We start from the raw sequence: 15,922 nt of genomic DNA, 5'->3' as shown, positions 1-15,922 counted from the left end.
AATACGAGTTCTTCGTTTCATGGCAACGTCCCCCCTTGATTAAGGATAGCGTTGCATCGAGCCATTGAACTCACAGCTCACAGCAGCCCTTTCGCCCATGCCCTTAGGCAGTTACATGCCAATTGCGGAGGTTTCTTGCATACTGTAATGGTGGTTTACGGAAGTTAATCTGCTGGAGCCAAAAGGCCGGTATCAATTGCTGTTATGTAGACCTGATAATTTTTTTGGATATTTTACCGCTTAAGACCAAGTCATCTTGTGTTGAAATAATCCATAACTCTCTGAGTTCATCTTCCCAAAACGTTTCATTACAAAAACGACTGAGGATCTCTGAAAGTTCCACCGTTTCAGGCTGATTGAGATGATCTGTCAGGTTAAAATACCCCACAAGGAAAAACTCTGTTTGCCTAAGACCAAGTTGTGACTGGATCTCACCGAATATGTGCCCCGAACAGGTCGCTTCGGGATACACTTTTAGATAAAGTCTTCCAGTATTGACCGGCCCCATGAAAATCCCGCCAAGCCTGTATTTTTTTACTGGTTGTGTATCCAGAATTGTCTGAAGGGATTCAATGGAAAATTCTATGCAATCATGGTTCAACCCGCTACTGATTGTCGCATGTAACAGGTTTTTCCTTTTTTCCAGTAAGTCCCAGGCTATCTTACTTGCAAACGATGCAGTGCGAAGAGCCTTCTCTATCTCGATAAACGTTGATGTTTGGCGCAGACGCTCATCACTAACGGGCAGCACTATAGAATGCCGGTGGGTGTTATACGTCCCCATACAATAGTCTTCATCACTGGCTATGACATCTGGATGGGACGAGTTAACCAATGGGAGGTGAGCACGGCGATAATTTTTGTCTAAAACAAGCTCGTCCCCGGCTGAAAAAACCTGATGTGAACTGCCATATCCCAAAATTTTATCGTCAGTAAAAATCATCTCAGTGCTCCTTTTCTGCAAATGATAGTTAGAGCGGTGGTAACTTTAAAAAGGATAGTCAGTTGGCCTAAAGGACTTAAAGACCTGCTCCTGAATTAAGCTAACAGGCAATTGTTACAGACGTGATCTGCCCCACCGTTGATTCAAATAGTGTGCTGTCATCAATGTCTGCTGTTCGCTCATTGCTGCCCAACCTGCCTTCTTGGTGAGCAGCTCAGTGCCAAAAGCGGACATATTTTTTTTATAAACCTAAACGGGCTCTGATGAAACTCATTGGATATTTACTGATCCAAATTGCATAATCTGGCTAAGATTCTCAGCATTAATTCCGGTGTTGAAACCATAGCTTTCAACTTCAGCCATGTACCGTAAAGATGTACCGATGTGAAGGTCCATATTCATATTTCCGGGCAAAGCCAGTTCCCTTCCGGTGAGGCCAAAACGCACTATTCCCTCATCAGCAGCTGCACGCGTGATCTGCGCGGCAAGGCCAGTCGCATCATTAAGATGAAGTGTGACCGTCAAATGGGGATAAAGTTGAACAATGCGGCGGCAGAGCGCAGCCGTCTCAGCGGGAGAGGCTGCCCCCGAAGAATCCCGAAGTGTTACGCCTTCAATTCCCAGCAGACAAAAATAATCAATAAGCTGAAGAACTATGGCGTCGTTTGCTCTTCCCTCAAATGGACAGCCGAATACTGCAGACAGCTGCAAATCCGATACCACCCCACCACTTTTAAGTACGCCAATGGCCGGAATAAGTTGACGGAAGGTCTCTGTGCGGCTTAGACCAAAAAGGTGAGCATTCATAGTTTCACTGACCGATATGACCAGAGAGGCGCTGTTCAGACCGTTTATAACCGCAAATTGAGCCCCTTCCTCATCATTTATGGTAATGCCGTATTCAGTCAGGAGGTCTCTCCGGGTTCCATGAACGGCTAACGTAGTCGCACATTTACTGTCGTTACCGTCTCCGTGGAGATAGGGTCCCAGATGGAGCATTGAATATCCGCAGGAATTTATGACCTGATTGATTTTGAACCGGTTTTGCTGGCTAAGTATGCGCCCTGTCCCTGAATAACATGCTAGCGATTCCCTGAAATAAAGCCTCATTCCCTTCTCCTGTCGCAAAAATCAAATCCAGAAAATGCCAGCCTGTTTACCGCAGAGGTCACAGGCTGGCATGCGTTATTCTCCGGCGGGAAGGTGCCGGCGTGACGAAACCCGGAACGCCTGCCTGATATTCCAGACGCTCTCTGTGTTCCCTACGGCCAGAGCAAACAGTATTCCGCCCACAATGGAGAAAAGTCCCAGCACAACCCACGCCAGCGTCATATCCGTTCCGCCACCCAGATGTTTGAGGTACCCGGCGACGAGTGGCCCGCCAAACTGTCCGATGAAGTTACTGCAAGCGCCAACAAAAGCCACTGCGGGTACCGCTTTACGGGTGGGCAGAATTTCCGTGAGCCGCACATAAACCAGCGGAACAAGCATCTTCATCGTCAGGCCGACGAACATAAACAGGGCAATCTGCACCCAGTAATAAGAGAGCGGGACAAACGCCGCAGCCGACAGCGCAATACCACACAAAACTGTTGGGATCGCTGCGTGCAGACGTCGTTCCTGGTTGTATTTATCGGAGCGTCGGGTGATGTACCAGATGCCGACCATAGTCATCAGGAACGGCAAGCCGCTAATCAGTCCGACCATAAATTCACTGAGCGTGCCGTAACCTTTAAGCGCCGTCGGCAGCCACAACGTGAAGCCGTAAGCCAGCATGCTATGCAGTGAGTAACCAATAAGCATCAGCCAGAGCGCGGGTATCTTCAGAATGGTCCACCACGGGTCTGATTTCTCTTTCACATAGTTTGACTGTTCGGCAGCCAGGTCTTTCTGGATGTGGTCACTGTCACTTGCGCTGAGCCAGCTTGCAGCCTGAATGCTTTTGGGAACCAGATAAAACCAGATGATGCAAAACAGCCACGCCGGCGCGCCCTCAATGACCATCATCAAACGCCAGTCATGATGTGCCAGAATCCAGCCGGAAATCGGACCTGCCAGAAACGCGCCGGCGCCCAGGCTCAGGTTCCAGATACCAAAAGCCCGTCCGCGCTCCGGTTTCATAAACCATTGAGCTAAAAACATCGCCGTGGCGGCCTGAATGGGACCTTCGGCCAGCCCCAGGAAGAAACGGATAGCAATCAGCTCGCTGAAGTTCCGCGTCAGACCGGTCAGCATGGCGCAGGCACCAAACAGAAACAGGCTGATGCCAATGATCCTTCGCGAACCAAAGCGGAGCGCCAGCCATCCCGCGGTAAACTGCGTAGCCACATAGCCCCATGCAAATGCACCGCCAAGCCAGCCAGCTTCAACCGGACTGAGCCCCATTTCAGCCGTGATGTGCGGCAGCGCCATACCGATATTGACCCGGTCAAAGAATGATATGGTGTACATAATAAAGACGGCGGGTAATATTATCGTCCAGCGTTTTCTGCCGATAATGGTATTACCGCTGAGAGCATTGTCACTCATGATAACTTCCTCATTTGGTACTTATGTAGGGGGAGGAAATGCTGATTTCAGCTCCTTTTAAATATCAGCCAGGTCAGATTTTTATTATTTTGATGGTGAGACGACATAGTTAGTCAGTCGCCCGATAGATTCTATTTCGACCTCAATAACATCACCGTCATTAAGAAAAAGCGGTGGATTACGCGAGCGCCCCACGCCGCCTGGCGATCCCGTAAGAATGACATCCCCAGGAGAAAGTTGAGTAAATGTGCTCATATAGCTGATAATTTTATTTATCTTATGAACCATATTCGCGGTGCTGTCCTGCTGGACAATTTCGCCATTCAGCCAGGTTTTAAGCTGGAGATTTTGCGGGTCAGTAACATCATCACTGGTCACCAGCCATGGACCGAAGCCACCCGTCTTGCTCCAGTTTTTACCGGCGGTGAACCAGGTATGTTGCCAGTCGCGTACAGAACCGTCCATGTAGCAGGAGTAGCCGGCAATATAGTCCGCCGCTTCTGCTTCAGAGATATTAAGACCGGACTTCCCGATGATAATGACAAGCTCACCCTCGTAATCTAGTTGATCGCTCTGGGCTGGCTTAACGATTTCTCCGAGGTGTGCGGTCTGAGAATCTGAAAAACGAATGAATATTGTCGGTACATCAGTAGTAATGCTGAATTCCGTTCGCTTATCCTGATAGTTCATTCCCACACACAGTATTTTCCCCGGATTTTCGATCACCGGTAAAAAAGTAATCTCAGACAACTGATAATCAACGTCTGCATTGATATAGTTATCGGCAGTGGCTACTCCTTTCTTCCGGATAAAGCTTTTCAGGTCAGGAGTGTCTATATCGGTCCGGCTTCTTAAATCTATAATCCCTTCAAACTTCAGGATGCCGTAACTTCTATATCCATCAGGCGTCAGGTAACTTAAAAGTTTCATAGGAAGTTTCCGCGGTGCCTCCGGTTCTACACCGGGAGGCACAATAAGTGATTAAGGAAATCGATATACCCGGCTGAAATTATTCCGCCAGCGCACGCATTTCTTTAATAAGGTCAGATTTGCCTTCGAAACCGATGCCCGGCAGTTCCGGCATGATGATGTGGCCATCCTCAACCTTCACAGAATCCGGGAAGCCACCGTATGGCTGGAACAGGTCTGGATAGCTTTCGTTCCCGCCCAGACCGAGACCCGCAGCAATGTTCAGGGACATCTGATGGCCGCCGTGCGGAACGCAGCGTGACGGTGACCAGCCGAACTGTTCCAGCACGTCCAGCGTGCGCAGATACTCAACCAGGCCGTAAGAGAGCGCGCAGTCAAACTGCAGGTAATCACGATCCGGGCGCATGCCGCCATAACGCAGCAGATTGCGCGCATCCTGATGTGAAAAAAGGTTTTCACCAGTTGCCATTGAGCCCGGGTAAAATTCTGACAGCGCAGCCTGAAGGGAATAATCAAGCGGATCGCCAACCTCTTCGTACCAGAAGAGCGGGTATTCGCGCAGCATCTTAGCGTAGGCAATCCCGGTTTCCAGATCGAAGCGGCCGTTAGCATCCACTGCCAGGCGGGCTTCACTGCCGATTTCGTCAAGAACGGCCTCAATGCGGCGACGATCTTCTTCAAGCGATGCGCCACCAATTTTCATTTTTACAACGTTATAACCACGGTTAAGATAGCCGCGCATTTCCTGGCGCAGTGCGCTCAGGTCTTTACCAGGATAATAATAACCACCGGCCGCATAGACGAAGACACGTGGATTGGCTTCAACCCCTTTCATTTCTGCCAGCAGGCGAAACAGCGGTTTATTGGCGATTTTTGCCGTGACATCCCAGATGGCCATGTCCAGCGTGCCTACGGCGACCGAACGTTCACCGTGACCGCCCGGCTTTTCATTGCTCATCATTACGTCCCAGATTTTATGCGGATCCAGGTTGTCACCTTTGCCATTCAGCAGGCTATCGGGTTCAGCTTGCAGGATACGATCGCGGAAGCGTTCGCGGATAAGGCCGCCCTGACCATAACGGCCGTTAGAGTTAAACCCGTATCCCACCACGCGGCGTCCATCTACCTCAACGTCAGTCACAACGGCCACCAGGCTCGCCGTCATTTTACTGAAATCGATGTACGCATTACGGATAGGGGAAGCAATCGGTTTGGTAATTTCAACAACGTCAAGGATACGCATGTTCTCTCCGGAAGTTCTCAGTCGGGATCGGTCAGATATGTTTGCCAAAAAATGTGTTATGTCATGCCACATACTTATTGGCATAATGCATTTTCGTCGTACCTAAGGACCATTTCGTCCTTTCTGATACCCATCCTAAGCAGTTCTCACATGCTGTTCTAATGCCAAAGAGGCAGGCTGTAATGCAAAATCGGCATCACTTAGAGTTAACATGGCTTGAGGACTGCGTTGCGCTAGCGCAGTCACTTAATTTTTCACGTGCAGCAGCTTCACGATATGTGACACAGCCTGCATTCAGCCGGAGGATTGTTTCCCTTGAGGAGTGGCTGGGAACGCCATTGTTCGAAAGAAACCGACGTGGCGTCAGTCTGACGCGGGCGGGGGAAATTTTCGTTACGCAAATACCTGATCTCATTCGTGCGCTTTACACCCTGAGAAGTGAAGCTATCGAGGCTGCAGGAGAAACCCGGCCTGACGTTATTTTTTCGGCAACGCACTCCCTTTCATTTTCGTTTTTTCCTGCACTGATGCGTAACAACGAGAAAATTGCACGCTTCGGCTCATTCCGCCTGCTGTCTGACACGCTAAGCGCATGTGAACGGATGATTGAAAAAGGTGATGCCCAGTTTCTTCTCTGCTATTACCACCCTCACATGCACATTAACCTGGACCAGTCCAAATACCTCAGCGTCCGACTTGGGCAGGAAACATTACTGCCTTACTCACGTTGTGATACTGCAACCCGTGAGCCTATCTGGCAGGCAACAGGAGGGCGGAAATTCCCGTTTCTTTCGTTTTCTGCTGAGTCCGGACTTGGCCGGATCCTATCAAATACGTCAAAGGTCAACCGTGCCAGGCGAGGTATGGATATAGCCTTCACCGCCGATCTTGCTGCAACGCTTCTGGCTATGGTCAGGGCGGGTGACGGCATCGCATGGCTACCGGAAACGCTGGCTGCACCGGATGTTGATGCTGGCGAGATTGCCGTTGCTGCGGGTAAAGACAGCGGCCTCTGGGTGCCCATTGATATCCGGCTTTTCCGCCCTGCGGCAAGAATGTCTCGTGCAGTTGAAGAGCTGTGGGAAATTTTCGTAGACGGTCAGATCTAGTCGGGGAAAAGGCGGCTCACAACACTAAGTGCGATACGAATAAATTTTTTCCGGCTTTGACTTCTTAAATGTCCGTTATTCGCTCACAGCAGATCCGATGGTTTTCACGCCTTTCCGCTGCGTGCCAATAGCGGAAGTAGCTAAATACAGTCTGTGTGGATCAATGGGGAGCAGTTCAGATTGGTACCTCAACAAACTGAAGCATCTGCAGTCATAACACTTTCCAGAACCAAATCAGCAGCCCTGACTGAAACACTCAAGGCCGCCGATTTTCTAATAACTTTTTCAGCTTCAGTTCAGTCTGTTATCAATGACCCAGCGATTTCGTCCCTGCTCTTTAGCCTGATAAAGCGCCTCATCAGCACGGGCAATGACCTCTGCGGGCTGTCGACGGCCTGGGTTTTGCGCAATCCCCATACTGACGGTGACCCTGTTACTGATCTCAGAGGCCACGTGCGGTAATGATGACTCTGCAATATTGCTGCGGATACGAGCAGCCACCAGAGTAGCCTCATCTATAGCGGCAGCCGGCAGCACAATCAAAAACTCTTCTCCGCCATAACGGGCGATGAAATCCTCTGGCGTTCGTACTGACGCCTTTATCATTTCAGCCACCGCAGATAAGCAGAGATCTCCGGACTGATGGCCATAGTGATCGTTGTACCGTTTGAAATAATCGACATCGAGCATTATCAGCGCATAGGGCTGTTCATGAAGAGACGCTTTCTCAAGATAATTTTCCATCGCGCGTCTGTTTGCAGTGCCCGTCAGAGGATCCTGATGAGCGATGACGTCAAGGTGAGCCACCAGCGTCTGGTTTTGCTGGTACCGAAACCAGGCTTCATTGAACCAGCGCAGTAGAATCTGGCGCCCATAGATGAGAATGACCGTCAGGATCAGCCAGATAACCAGGAACCGAATGCTGATCCCCTGATTCAGGGTGATACTGGAAATCAGCGCCGAAGTCCAAAGGGGTATCAAGAAAGTCAGCAAGGATGGCAAATGATAATAAAGCGCAGACAGTGCTGTCAGCATCAGAATAACGGTCAATGGCCAGGCGAAGGAAAGAGACCACCACACTAAAAAGTGATAGCCGCTATAGCTCCACATCAGGCTTATGGAAAAAAGCAGCGTCAGTTTTAATAGAATATAGCCTGCAGGAAGCTTTCGTGTCACAAATACAAGTGAAAGAGAGGCAAGGACAATGCCGAGCATGACACCATCTATAATTACAGCGATTCCGGTTGTCGCATGAATTGAAAGATCAAAATTATCAAAAAGTACATTTCGAAAATATATCATCAAGGCAAAACTGATATTCACAAAAATGAACCAGTTAATACTGTTCCCCATTGCATGGTTGACCATATCTCTACGGCTTTGCCATGCTTCTAAGCTGACGGCGTTTTTGCGCCTCTCTCGCCTGCTTTGCTTCATCCCTTGTTGCCTCGCCCTTGAGTCACTCCTGACATTGTAACCCTTAAATTGAGGCAGATAATGGCTGTGATGTTTTTTTATAAAAATCAGACAGATAAAGAACTCATGATGATTTTATAAACCACGCGATTGAGAAACAAAATAATATTCGTTAATTCAGATAGTTATAAAAACCATCGCGATAAGATAACCCTTAAATTTCCCCCAGTGCCCACTCCATTCTTAGAGAGGCCGTAAAATATCAGATCCACCCTTGCCGATTCTTTTATGTCAGACCAAGAGCATCTTTACCCACTTAAATGAAAGTTTCTTCATACATTGATTTTTTCGACATCATTCTGCTAACGCAAACTACACTGAAATCGCACCCTTAAAAACACCGTATTCTCAAGAGGTTCCTGACCTCGTTTGTCTCGAGATCCATCACAGCGATTTCATCCATAAAAAGAGTTCTACTGTAACACCTGTTCAGGTTGCCTCTGCTGGACCTGACAAGACAGACACAAAAATAACAGGCAGTAAGCGTTATACCTTCAAATACGTTCAAGGAAACTATCATGGCCATATCAAGACGAGGTTTTTATAAGCTGGTTCTTGGCAGCGCGGCGGGCTTTGCCGTCATGAAGCATGCTGGTGCCAGACAGGCAAAAGTACTGGAGAAAATTCCTCTCCATCACGGTGCAGGCGACAAAGGTGAAACACAGGGTGGTTTCCCTCCGTCGGGGGCGCTTGCTCCATCGTCGATTTTGACTATCAGATTAAGTATCAGCGTGCGTTTGAAGCGGTGCTCTGGAACATGCCTGCTGTGGCAATTTACAGTTTCCGACGTGCCGCCTTTAAGAATCTTGGTATGAAAGATAACGACATCATTGCTTACTCCCATACGGCAACGCCTAAGCTGGAGGCCATTACGGCCAACAGCACCACACCCTATATTTCCGCATTCACCGATTTGCAGCGCGGGCCGGTCGTGCTGGAAGTGCCTGCGGCGAGCGCGGAGGGGAGCCTTTACGGGCAAATTGTTGATGCGTGGCAGTTCACCATCGCGGATGTGGGGCCTGCTGGCATGGATAAGGGCCAGGGAGGAAAATATCTTCTCACACCGCCGGGGTATCTGGGGGAGATACCGCAGGGCTACCTGCATGTCGCATCGCCCAACTATCGCATTGCCTTCGCATTCCGTTCCGTCCCCGCTGAGGGGAAATCGTTGCAGGATGCCTATCTCTATGCGAAGAAAATGCGTATGTACTACCTCAGTGAGGCCGCCAGTCCGCCCACGCAGCGCTTTGTGGACCCCAGTAACGACGTCTATCCTACACTGCCGTTTTATGACGAGCGCCACTTTGAGGACATGCACGCCGTTGCCAGCGTTGAACCGGCTAACGAACAGGATAAAGTGATGATGGGCATGCTGATGTCGCTGGGCATTGAGCGTGGTAAGCCCTTTAATCCTGACGACACGACGCGTAAAGCCATGCGCCAGGCTGCGATTGACGCCTGGTTTTATCTGCAACACTGGTTTGATAATTTTCCCCGCGAAAAGCTCTTCTGGCCGGACAGGCACTATGCCTCGTTACTCCAGGCAGATGAAAATCAGCGTTTTACCTTTGTATATGAAGATAAAATCGACCTGATTAATCGCGCTGCTGAGTACTTCTGGTGTACCTACATGCCGAAGCAGCTCAGCCCGTCACCTGCCACGCAGTACCTGATGGCAATGGCTGACAGCCAGGGCCAGTTACTGCAGGCCGGTTTGATGTACCGATTGACCGTACCCGCGCAGATGCCGGTGAAGCAGTTCTGGGCGTTAACCGTATACAACCGCGACACCATGTCCTTTATTTACAACACGCTCGAACGCACGACGCTCTCCTCCTACGATCTCGACGGGATGAAAAAGAATGCCGACGGCAGCGTGACGATTTACATCGGTCCGCATGCGCCAGCAGGGCTGGAGAGTAACTGGATCCCCACCAGCGGTAAACGCCCTCTGCCGGCCATGCGCCTGTATGGCCCCACCGATGCCTTCAACAACAAGTCCTTCAGACTCGCTGACGTTGAGCGTGCGTGATGAATCTGTTCCGAACCGGAGTCAAAGATGAAAATGAACAAAACCCTGATTGCCATACTGCTCTCTGCCGTCACGTTGCCTGCCATGGCGCAGATAAGCGATAAAATGGCGGAAGATGCCTTCATTTATGGATATTCCATGGATGAGGCCTATAAGTTCTTTTATGAAACGGCGGTTAAAAAAGACGTGCCGCTGAACCGCTTCCAGAATATTCGCCACCTGGCTGATGACACTTACACCGACCACCCGACGATAAATAATGACACGCTGCACCTGCAAGGCTGGCTTGACGTCAGCGCCGAGCCGGTGATTGTCAGCGTGCCGGACATGGACAAGGGACGTTACTGGATCCTGCACACCATGGATATGGGGCATTACACCACCTCGATGATCGGCTCGCGCACGCGGGGCACCAAAGGCGGTCACTTTATGTTTGCCTCCCGTACCTGGAAAGGTGACGTCCCCCCAAGCGTGACGGAGGTCATCCGCGTGGATTCCGACATCCTGAAGCTGATGGGCCGTATCATGGCGACCAGTCCGGAAGACACTAAAGTCGCACTGGGTTATATGGATGACTGGAATATCCGCACGCTGTCAGCCTATCTGGGGGAACCCGGTCCAAAAGCGACCGTGCACCACTGGCCCGATCTCGCGAAAACCAACTGGCTGGAGCGCGTAAACTTCGTTCTTTGTGAAGGGGATATGGGCACCGCGGACAAAAAATGGATTGAGCAGTACAAAGCCGTGGGCATTGAGCCGTGCAAAACGAACTTTACCGCTGAACAACTCGCCGCCGCGAAAAAAGGTGAAGAGCTGGGCATGGCGCACCTGAAAAAACTCCTGCCCACCATGACATCTTCCAAAGGCCTGCTGGGAACCCGAGAGGAACTGCAAAATCAGAAGCGCGATCTGTTTGCTGAAGGCACGTTGATCGGCCAGTGGGGCCTGCCACCGGAAGAGTCTATTTATCTGCAAATGGTTAAAGGTTCCGATGGCAAAAGCATCAACGGATCTAATGGTAAGCAATACCGCCTGCACTTTAAAGCTCCTGACGTCAGCCAGTTCTGGTCCTTTACGGTTTATGGTCTCGACAACATGTTTATGGCCCACAATGACATAAACCGCCACAGCCGGGGCGACCGCACGCTGAAGCCGGATGCTGACGGCATGTATACTATCGACCTCAGCGCCAAAGGTGACGCCAGTAATCCCAACTGGCTGCCTATCCCGGAGAAAGATGCTTATATCATCATGCGCCTCTATGGCCCGGATCAGGCGGCAATCGACGGGAAATACCCGGCACCCACACTGGAAGTGGTGAAGTAGAAACCGCGCGTTTCGTCATTATTCATCCCCCCATGCTGATGTCGGGGGGATCTCGGCATGTTTGATATCCCTGCAGTGGTGTTTTGATTAATGGAATTAAAAACACTCTGCTATCTCGCTTCAGATACTTTCCTGAACAGGTGGATACATGAAAAAAATCTTAACGCCTGCCCTGTCACTGTTCTTAACCGCACACGCGTTGTCAGGCTATGCTGCCGATGACAGTGCCGGGCTGGCAAAACAGCTGAGTAACCCGGTCGCCAATTTGATCAGCGTGCCGTTTCAGTTGAATGTCGATGATAATGTGGGGCCGGGTAATGGCACGCGAACGCTGCTTAATGTGCAGCCGGTTATTCCATTTTCACTGAATGCCGATACCAATATTATCAGCCGTACCATTTTGCCGTTCACTACGCAGAGCCACGTCTCCGGCCCAGGGGAAAATCAAACCGGTCTGGGTGATGTGGTGCAAAGCTTTTTCTATTCTCCAAAATCCCCCACAGACAGTGGGTTAATTTGGGGGTTCGGTCCCGTACTGCTTCTGCCTACTGGCACGGACAGTGCACTCTCAGGACGGAAATGGGGCGCGGGTCCCACTGGTGTCGTTCTGAAACAGACCGGGCCGTGGACCTATGGGGCTCTGGCGAACCACATCTGGGATTATGCCGGCAGAGACGACCGTAAGCATGTCAATGCCACTTTTCTGCAGCCCTTTCTTTCATACACAACGCCCGATGCCATTTCCTACTCGCTGAACACCGAATCGACCTACGACTGGACGCAAAGCGAATGGAGTGTGCCGGTTAACCTGAGCATCAGTAAAGTCACTAAGATAGGTGATCAGGTGGTCCAGTTTGGAGGCGGTCTGCGTTACTGGGCACATACGCCCGATGACAGCGGCCCTGAAGGCTGGGGGGTGCGTTTTAATGTCACCTTCCTGTTCCCGCAATAACTGACTTCACGCTTTTACGGTAGCCATTCCTGCCTGGCTACCGTTCCCCTAACGGCTCACCGCTTTTAATTCAATGGCGGACAGGTGCCATATCAAGTCATTGACCCGATCATGTTGGTTCACACAGGATGCTGTTAGCAATCTCCGTTGTTCGCTCTTCGCTGTCCCTGGGCCGTTCCTTCGACTGCTGAGTGCCAAAACAGAAATAGCTAACATTTGTCTGCGTGGAGCAACGGGGGACGGGCCAAGAGAACTACTTAAGCCTCTTTCTAAGAATATTTGCGGCATCGCGTGCGAAAGCTTTTGTCTGTAAATCTTTTGATGAAGCTGAGATTCTCTCAAGTTCATACAAAATGTTAGCCTTACTTAGTTCTACCCCTCTGGCGGTTAATTCAATGACAGCTGCTCCTATAGCGCATCCAATCATCCCTGCCCTGTGTGATCTGGTTTCGTTCATGTGACATAGGTGAGTAATTAGTTTGACTTAGGATAAAAATAGATCGAAACGGCGATTTTTCAAGAAAACTTAAAGCACTAACTTCTATAGAGATTTATGCTCCCTGCGGGTTTTCTCTTGATGCATAATTATTTCTCCATGATTGATTAACAGCATTAGTAGTTACTTCATTCTACGAACAACCCATCCACGCCCTTGATATGTTTTCTGATTCGCCAAAACAAATGCCAGGTACAGGCGCTGACCAGCTCCCCGTTGAATGACACTCGGCATAGCTAGCGACATCCATTGCGAACATCTGCTGATCGACCTTTAGGGACAACCATACTCAAATTACCCACATTACAGGAGAGTTGAGTATGAACACGTCACCCTGGAACAAAGACCGTATCATCGGTCAAAAAAGACCTCTTCAGATATCTCATATCTGGGGGATTAGAATCAGACTTGAAATTGAAGGTAACACGCGCGATCTTGCCCTATTCAACATGGCTTTGGACAGTAAACTGCGAGGTTGTGATCTCGTTAAACTCAAAGTGTCAGATATTGCATATGGGAATTCTGTTTCGAGTAGAGCAACGGTGTTGCAGCAAAAAACGGGTAATCCTGTTCAGTTTGAGTTGACTAAAGGGACAAGAGAATCTGTTGCAGCCTTGATAAAGCTCAGCAAACTACACAGTAAAGACTATTTGTTCCAATCCCGGGTCGGTTCTTGCCAACACATATCAACCCGGCAATACAGTCGAATTTTTCATGGGTGGATAGCAAAGCTTGGTCTTGAAGATTCGCTTTACAGCACACATTCAATGAGAAGAACTAAACCTTACTTGATCTACAAGAAAACCAAGAATCTTCGCGTAATTCAACTCCTGCTGGGCCATAAAAAGCTGGAGAGTACGGTGCGGTATCTGGGGATTGAAGTCGATGATGCGTTGGAGATCTCTGAGTCGATTGAAGTCTAAGGTCCACAGGGCTGCTACAGCAGCCCTGTGACAGAAGCGGGAAGTCGTTAACAACAGTCTTTGTGCAGTACTGAGGGACAGGTCAATTACGTCATTAGATTGATACTGGTAAGTATGAAAACCAGTTATTCAACATTAAAGGTGTTATGGTTGGTGCTCCCTATGTCAGGGATACAAACAAAGGCCTCACAAAATGGGAATCGCTGGATGGATAGGAAGCGTAATAATCATTACATTGGTGGGAGCAGGAATCGTAGCGCTATCCAGGCTTTCAGTTCAGGTTTCTAACAATAATGATGACAAGGAACCCTAGAAACATTTTTGCGAACAGACCTTAAACGCACCAGAACTTTAGTAAATTCGTCAGTTACTGTTTAATTAACTTAGACATTTTATGCAATTCCCGTTTAAATGGTCGAGTCGCCATGCAGCCTGGAATATGTGTCTGAGAATTTACCCCGGCAAGAAAAGACGCCGTAAATACCATTATTTACACTCTTCAGGAAACGCCATATGGAATATTCATCAGACCTTTACAAAAATATCCTGTCTTAATGCCCATTTCTGGTCCAAAGTTACCACCTTGTCTGAGTGACAAACGCTTAGCTGCCCACATGTTCACCCGCTAACCGCTTCAACCAGCCGCCGATCATGCATTAAGCATTCAGAACGTGGACAAGCGCGGCACTCCTACTACCGCGCGAGTGGGGAGAAGCCTGCATATATTGCAGGCTTTTTTTCGTCTCCAGTCTTAGCAAACCAAAACGGGTAGCAGCAATAGCCTGAAAGTTAAATATAAATCCTGGATGTAACTCAATAAAAATATTCTACGTGGCAGAAATTCATTCATGGTATGGAAAAACGAGCTTTTAAACTGGTGAGTCGTAAAGGCGCTCGTGAAAGCGCCTCTTTTTATTCGGGCTCCCTGAGCCTCTTGCTAATTATGCGGTAGCCATCATGGGTGAGTTTTGTGAGACTGACGGGTTTATCATGCTGAGGTTTTATCCATCCTTCAGGCTGACATTCGGAATAAAACCATATTTCAGGCTCATCACTCCCGCGTTTGAGCCAGTAATAGCCTTCTTTCATAGTGATATCCTCCGTTATAGCCTGGCCTGCTTACCGAAGATTCGAAGCTCAGGCCACTGTAAGCACATCAACAGCCCGGAGGTGACTGAGGATCCCGTGTCAGAGCAGTTTGTTTGCGGCCTCAAGTATTTCATCGCTTGAAAGTGTGCGGTCAGAGGCAACGTGAACCACCATTGAGTCCCCAGTCAGAGAAGGGAAACCAGCAGACATTATTTGAAGCTGAATTTCTTGTCCGCTGGGATAGGCTTTGCGGATTGAAGTGACCCCATCCATCAAGCTCATGACGACTGCGGGAGCTAAATTAAAGAAAACGATAACTCGTTTCATATACATCCTATGAGCCAGTGAATACCTACCTTATCACGCCCACATGCACTTAGCTTGCAAATACTTGAGATGGAGTAACTTTTAATGAAAATTTTAAAGTTCTGATAGTTCTCATTAACTTAAAGAGAATTACAATCAAAACTTAAATAAAAGACTAAGTATCAATTGCTTACACACCCTTAAAATACATATTTTTATGTGCATAATGGAACCTCAAGGTAAAATTAAAATAATTATTTCACGCATTTTATTTGCTTTCGCTTCGTTTACGTCTAGTCTTGACATACTTTTAATCACCCTCTATAGACATGCGGCGGTCTGTAATCACCTCTCAGTGATAAATTTTGGAAACTCACTCAGCCGTTATAGATCAACTATCGTCTCTGATTCATCTTGTTACTAATAGCGAAAAAGAAATTTTTAGCGAAGACAAAACAGAAGAGATGGTTGAAATTTACCTTGTGCTAGGCTGACCTGCTCCCCGTTGATTAATACACCGCGATGTTAGTAATGTCTTCATAAGCCACATGAGGACATCCCCATGAAG

Annotated in this window: 14 protein-coding genes; 6 read left to right on the top strand and 8 right to left on the bottom strand. The window is 48.8% G+C overall.

What is annotated here, in order from left to right:
* Nucleotides 1-202 precede the first annotated feature (202 nt).
* The 5 genes from ACCW76_RS20640 to ACCW76_RS20620 form a co-directional block, all read right to left on the bottom strand.
* Nucleotides 203-943 (bottom strand): hypothetical protein, encoded by a 741-nt coding sequence (locus ACCW76_RS20640; RefSeq protein ID WP_436339981.1) that lies wholly within the window; start codon nucleotides 941-943, stop codon nucleotides 203-205.
* Nucleotides 944-1,213: 270 nt separating this feature from the next.
* Nucleotides 1,214-2,053: a hypothetical protein gene (locus ACCW76_RS20635; protein WP_436339980.1), complete on the bottom strand. Its 840-nt coding sequence runs from the start codon at nucleotides 2,051-2,053 to the stop codon at nucleotides 1,214-1,216.
* Between the two features lie 75 nt (nucleotides 2,054-2,128).
* Nucleotides 2,129-3,472: an MFS transporter gene (locus ACCW76_RS20630; RefSeq protein WP_436339979.1), complete on the bottom strand. Its 1,344-nt coding sequence runs from the start codon at nucleotides 3,470-3,472 to the stop codon at nucleotides 2,129-2,131.
* 84 nt (nucleotides 3,473-3,556) lie between these two features.
* Nucleotides 3,557-4,402 (bottom strand): fumarylacetoacetate hydrolase family protein, encoded by an 846-nt coding sequence (locus ACCW76_RS20625; RefSeq protein WP_436339977.1) that lies wholly within the window; start codon nucleotides 4,400-4,402, stop codon nucleotides 3,557-3,559.
* A gap of 79 nt (nucleotides 4,403-4,481) precedes the next feature.
* Entirely contained in the window at nucleotides 4,482-5,645 is a 1,164-nt protein-coding gene (locus tag ACCW76_RS20620; RefSeq protein WP_436339976.1) for a mandelate racemase/muconate lactonizing enzyme family protein, read from the bottom strand.
* 182 nt (nucleotides 5,646-5,827) lie between these two features.
* Between ACCW76_RS20620 and ACCW76_RS20615 the strand changes: the two genes are divergently transcribed.
* Nucleotides 5,828-6,754 (top strand): LysR family transcriptional regulator, encoded by a 927-nt coding sequence (locus tag ACCW76_RS20615; protein WP_436339974.1) that lies wholly within the window; start codon nucleotides 5,828-5,830, stop codon nucleotides 6,752-6,754.
* A 291-nt stretch (nucleotides 6,755-7,045) separates the two neighbouring features.
* On the opposite strand, the gene ACCW76_RS20610 is transcribed toward ACCW76_RS20615, so the two are convergent.
* Complete coding sequence (locus ACCW76_RS20610; RefSeq protein ID WP_436339973.1) at nucleotides 7,046-8,191, bottom strand: membrane-associated sensor domain-containing protein; 1,146 nt, start codon at nucleotides 8,189-8,191, stop codon at nucleotides 7,046-7,048.
* Nucleotides 8,192-8,748: 557 nt separating this feature from the next.
* Here ACCW76_RS20610 and ACCW76_RS20605 point away from each other — a divergent pair.
* The 5 genes from ACCW76_RS20605 to ACCW76_RS20585 all read left to right on the top strand — a co-directional run bounded on the left by ACCW76_RS20605 (nucleotide 8,749) and on the right by ACCW76_RS20585 (nucleotide 13,959).
* Nucleotides 8,749-9,045 carry a hypothetical protein gene (locus ACCW76_RS20605; RefSeq protein WP_436339972.1) on the top strand — a complete coding sequence of 99 codons (297 nt, stop codon included), beginning with the start codon at nucleotides 8,749-8,751 and terminating at the stop codon, nucleotides 9,043-9,045.
* Nucleotides 9,042-10,262 (top strand): DUF1254 domain-containing protein, encoded by a 1,221-nt coding sequence (locus ACCW76_RS20600; RefSeq protein WP_436339970.1) that lies wholly within the window; start codon nucleotides 9,042-9,044, stop codon nucleotides 10,260-10,262. The genes ACCW76_RS20605 and ACCW76_RS20600 overlap by 4 nt, the downstream gene beginning before the upstream one ends.
* A 27-nt stretch (nucleotides 10,263-10,289) precedes the next feature.
* Nucleotides 10,290-11,588, top strand: coding sequence for a DUF1254 domain-containing protein (locus ACCW76_RS20595; protein WP_436339968.1), 1,299 nt, complete (start codon nucleotides 10,290-10,292; stop codon nucleotides 11,586-11,588).
* A 148-nt stretch (nucleotides 11,589-11,736) separates the two neighbouring features.
* Nucleotides 11,737-12,540: a hypothetical protein gene (locus ACCW76_RS20590; protein ID WP_436339967.1), complete on the top strand. Its 804-nt coding sequence runs from the start codon at nucleotides 11,737-11,739 to the stop codon at nucleotides 12,538-12,540.
* 816 nt (nucleotides 12,541-13,356) lie between these two features.
* Nucleotides 13,357-13,959, top strand: coding sequence for a site-specific integrase (locus tag ACCW76_RS20585; protein ID WP_436339965.1), 603 nt, complete (start codon nucleotides 13,357-13,359; stop codon nucleotides 13,957-13,959).
* 912 nt (nucleotides 13,960-14,871) lie between these two features.
* Here the strand turns inward: ACCW76_RS20585 and ACCW76_RS20580 are convergent.
* Nucleotides 14,872-15,048, bottom strand: coding sequence for a hypothetical protein (locus ACCW76_RS20580; RefSeq protein WP_436339963.1), 177 nt, complete (start codon nucleotides 15,046-15,048; stop codon nucleotides 14,872-14,874).
* Between the two features lie 99 nt (nucleotides 15,049-15,147).
* Nucleotides 15,148-15,375, bottom strand: a complete 228-nt coding sequence (locus ACCW76_RS20575; protein WP_058973798.1) for a hypothetical protein — start codon at nucleotides 15,373-15,375, stop codon at nucleotides 15,148-15,150.
* Nucleotides 15,376-15,922 lie beyond the last annotated feature (547 nt).

The sequence above is a fragment of the Pantoea sp. C8B4 genome (assembly GCF_051336905.1).
GTDB classification, from domain to species: domain Bacteria; phylum Pseudomonadota; class Gammaproteobacteria; order Enterobacterales; family Enterobacteriaceae; genus Pantoea; species Pantoea rwandensis_B.
Note: the sequence above shows the minus strand (reverse complement) of the source record. Positions and strands in the feature narration are given on the sequence as shown.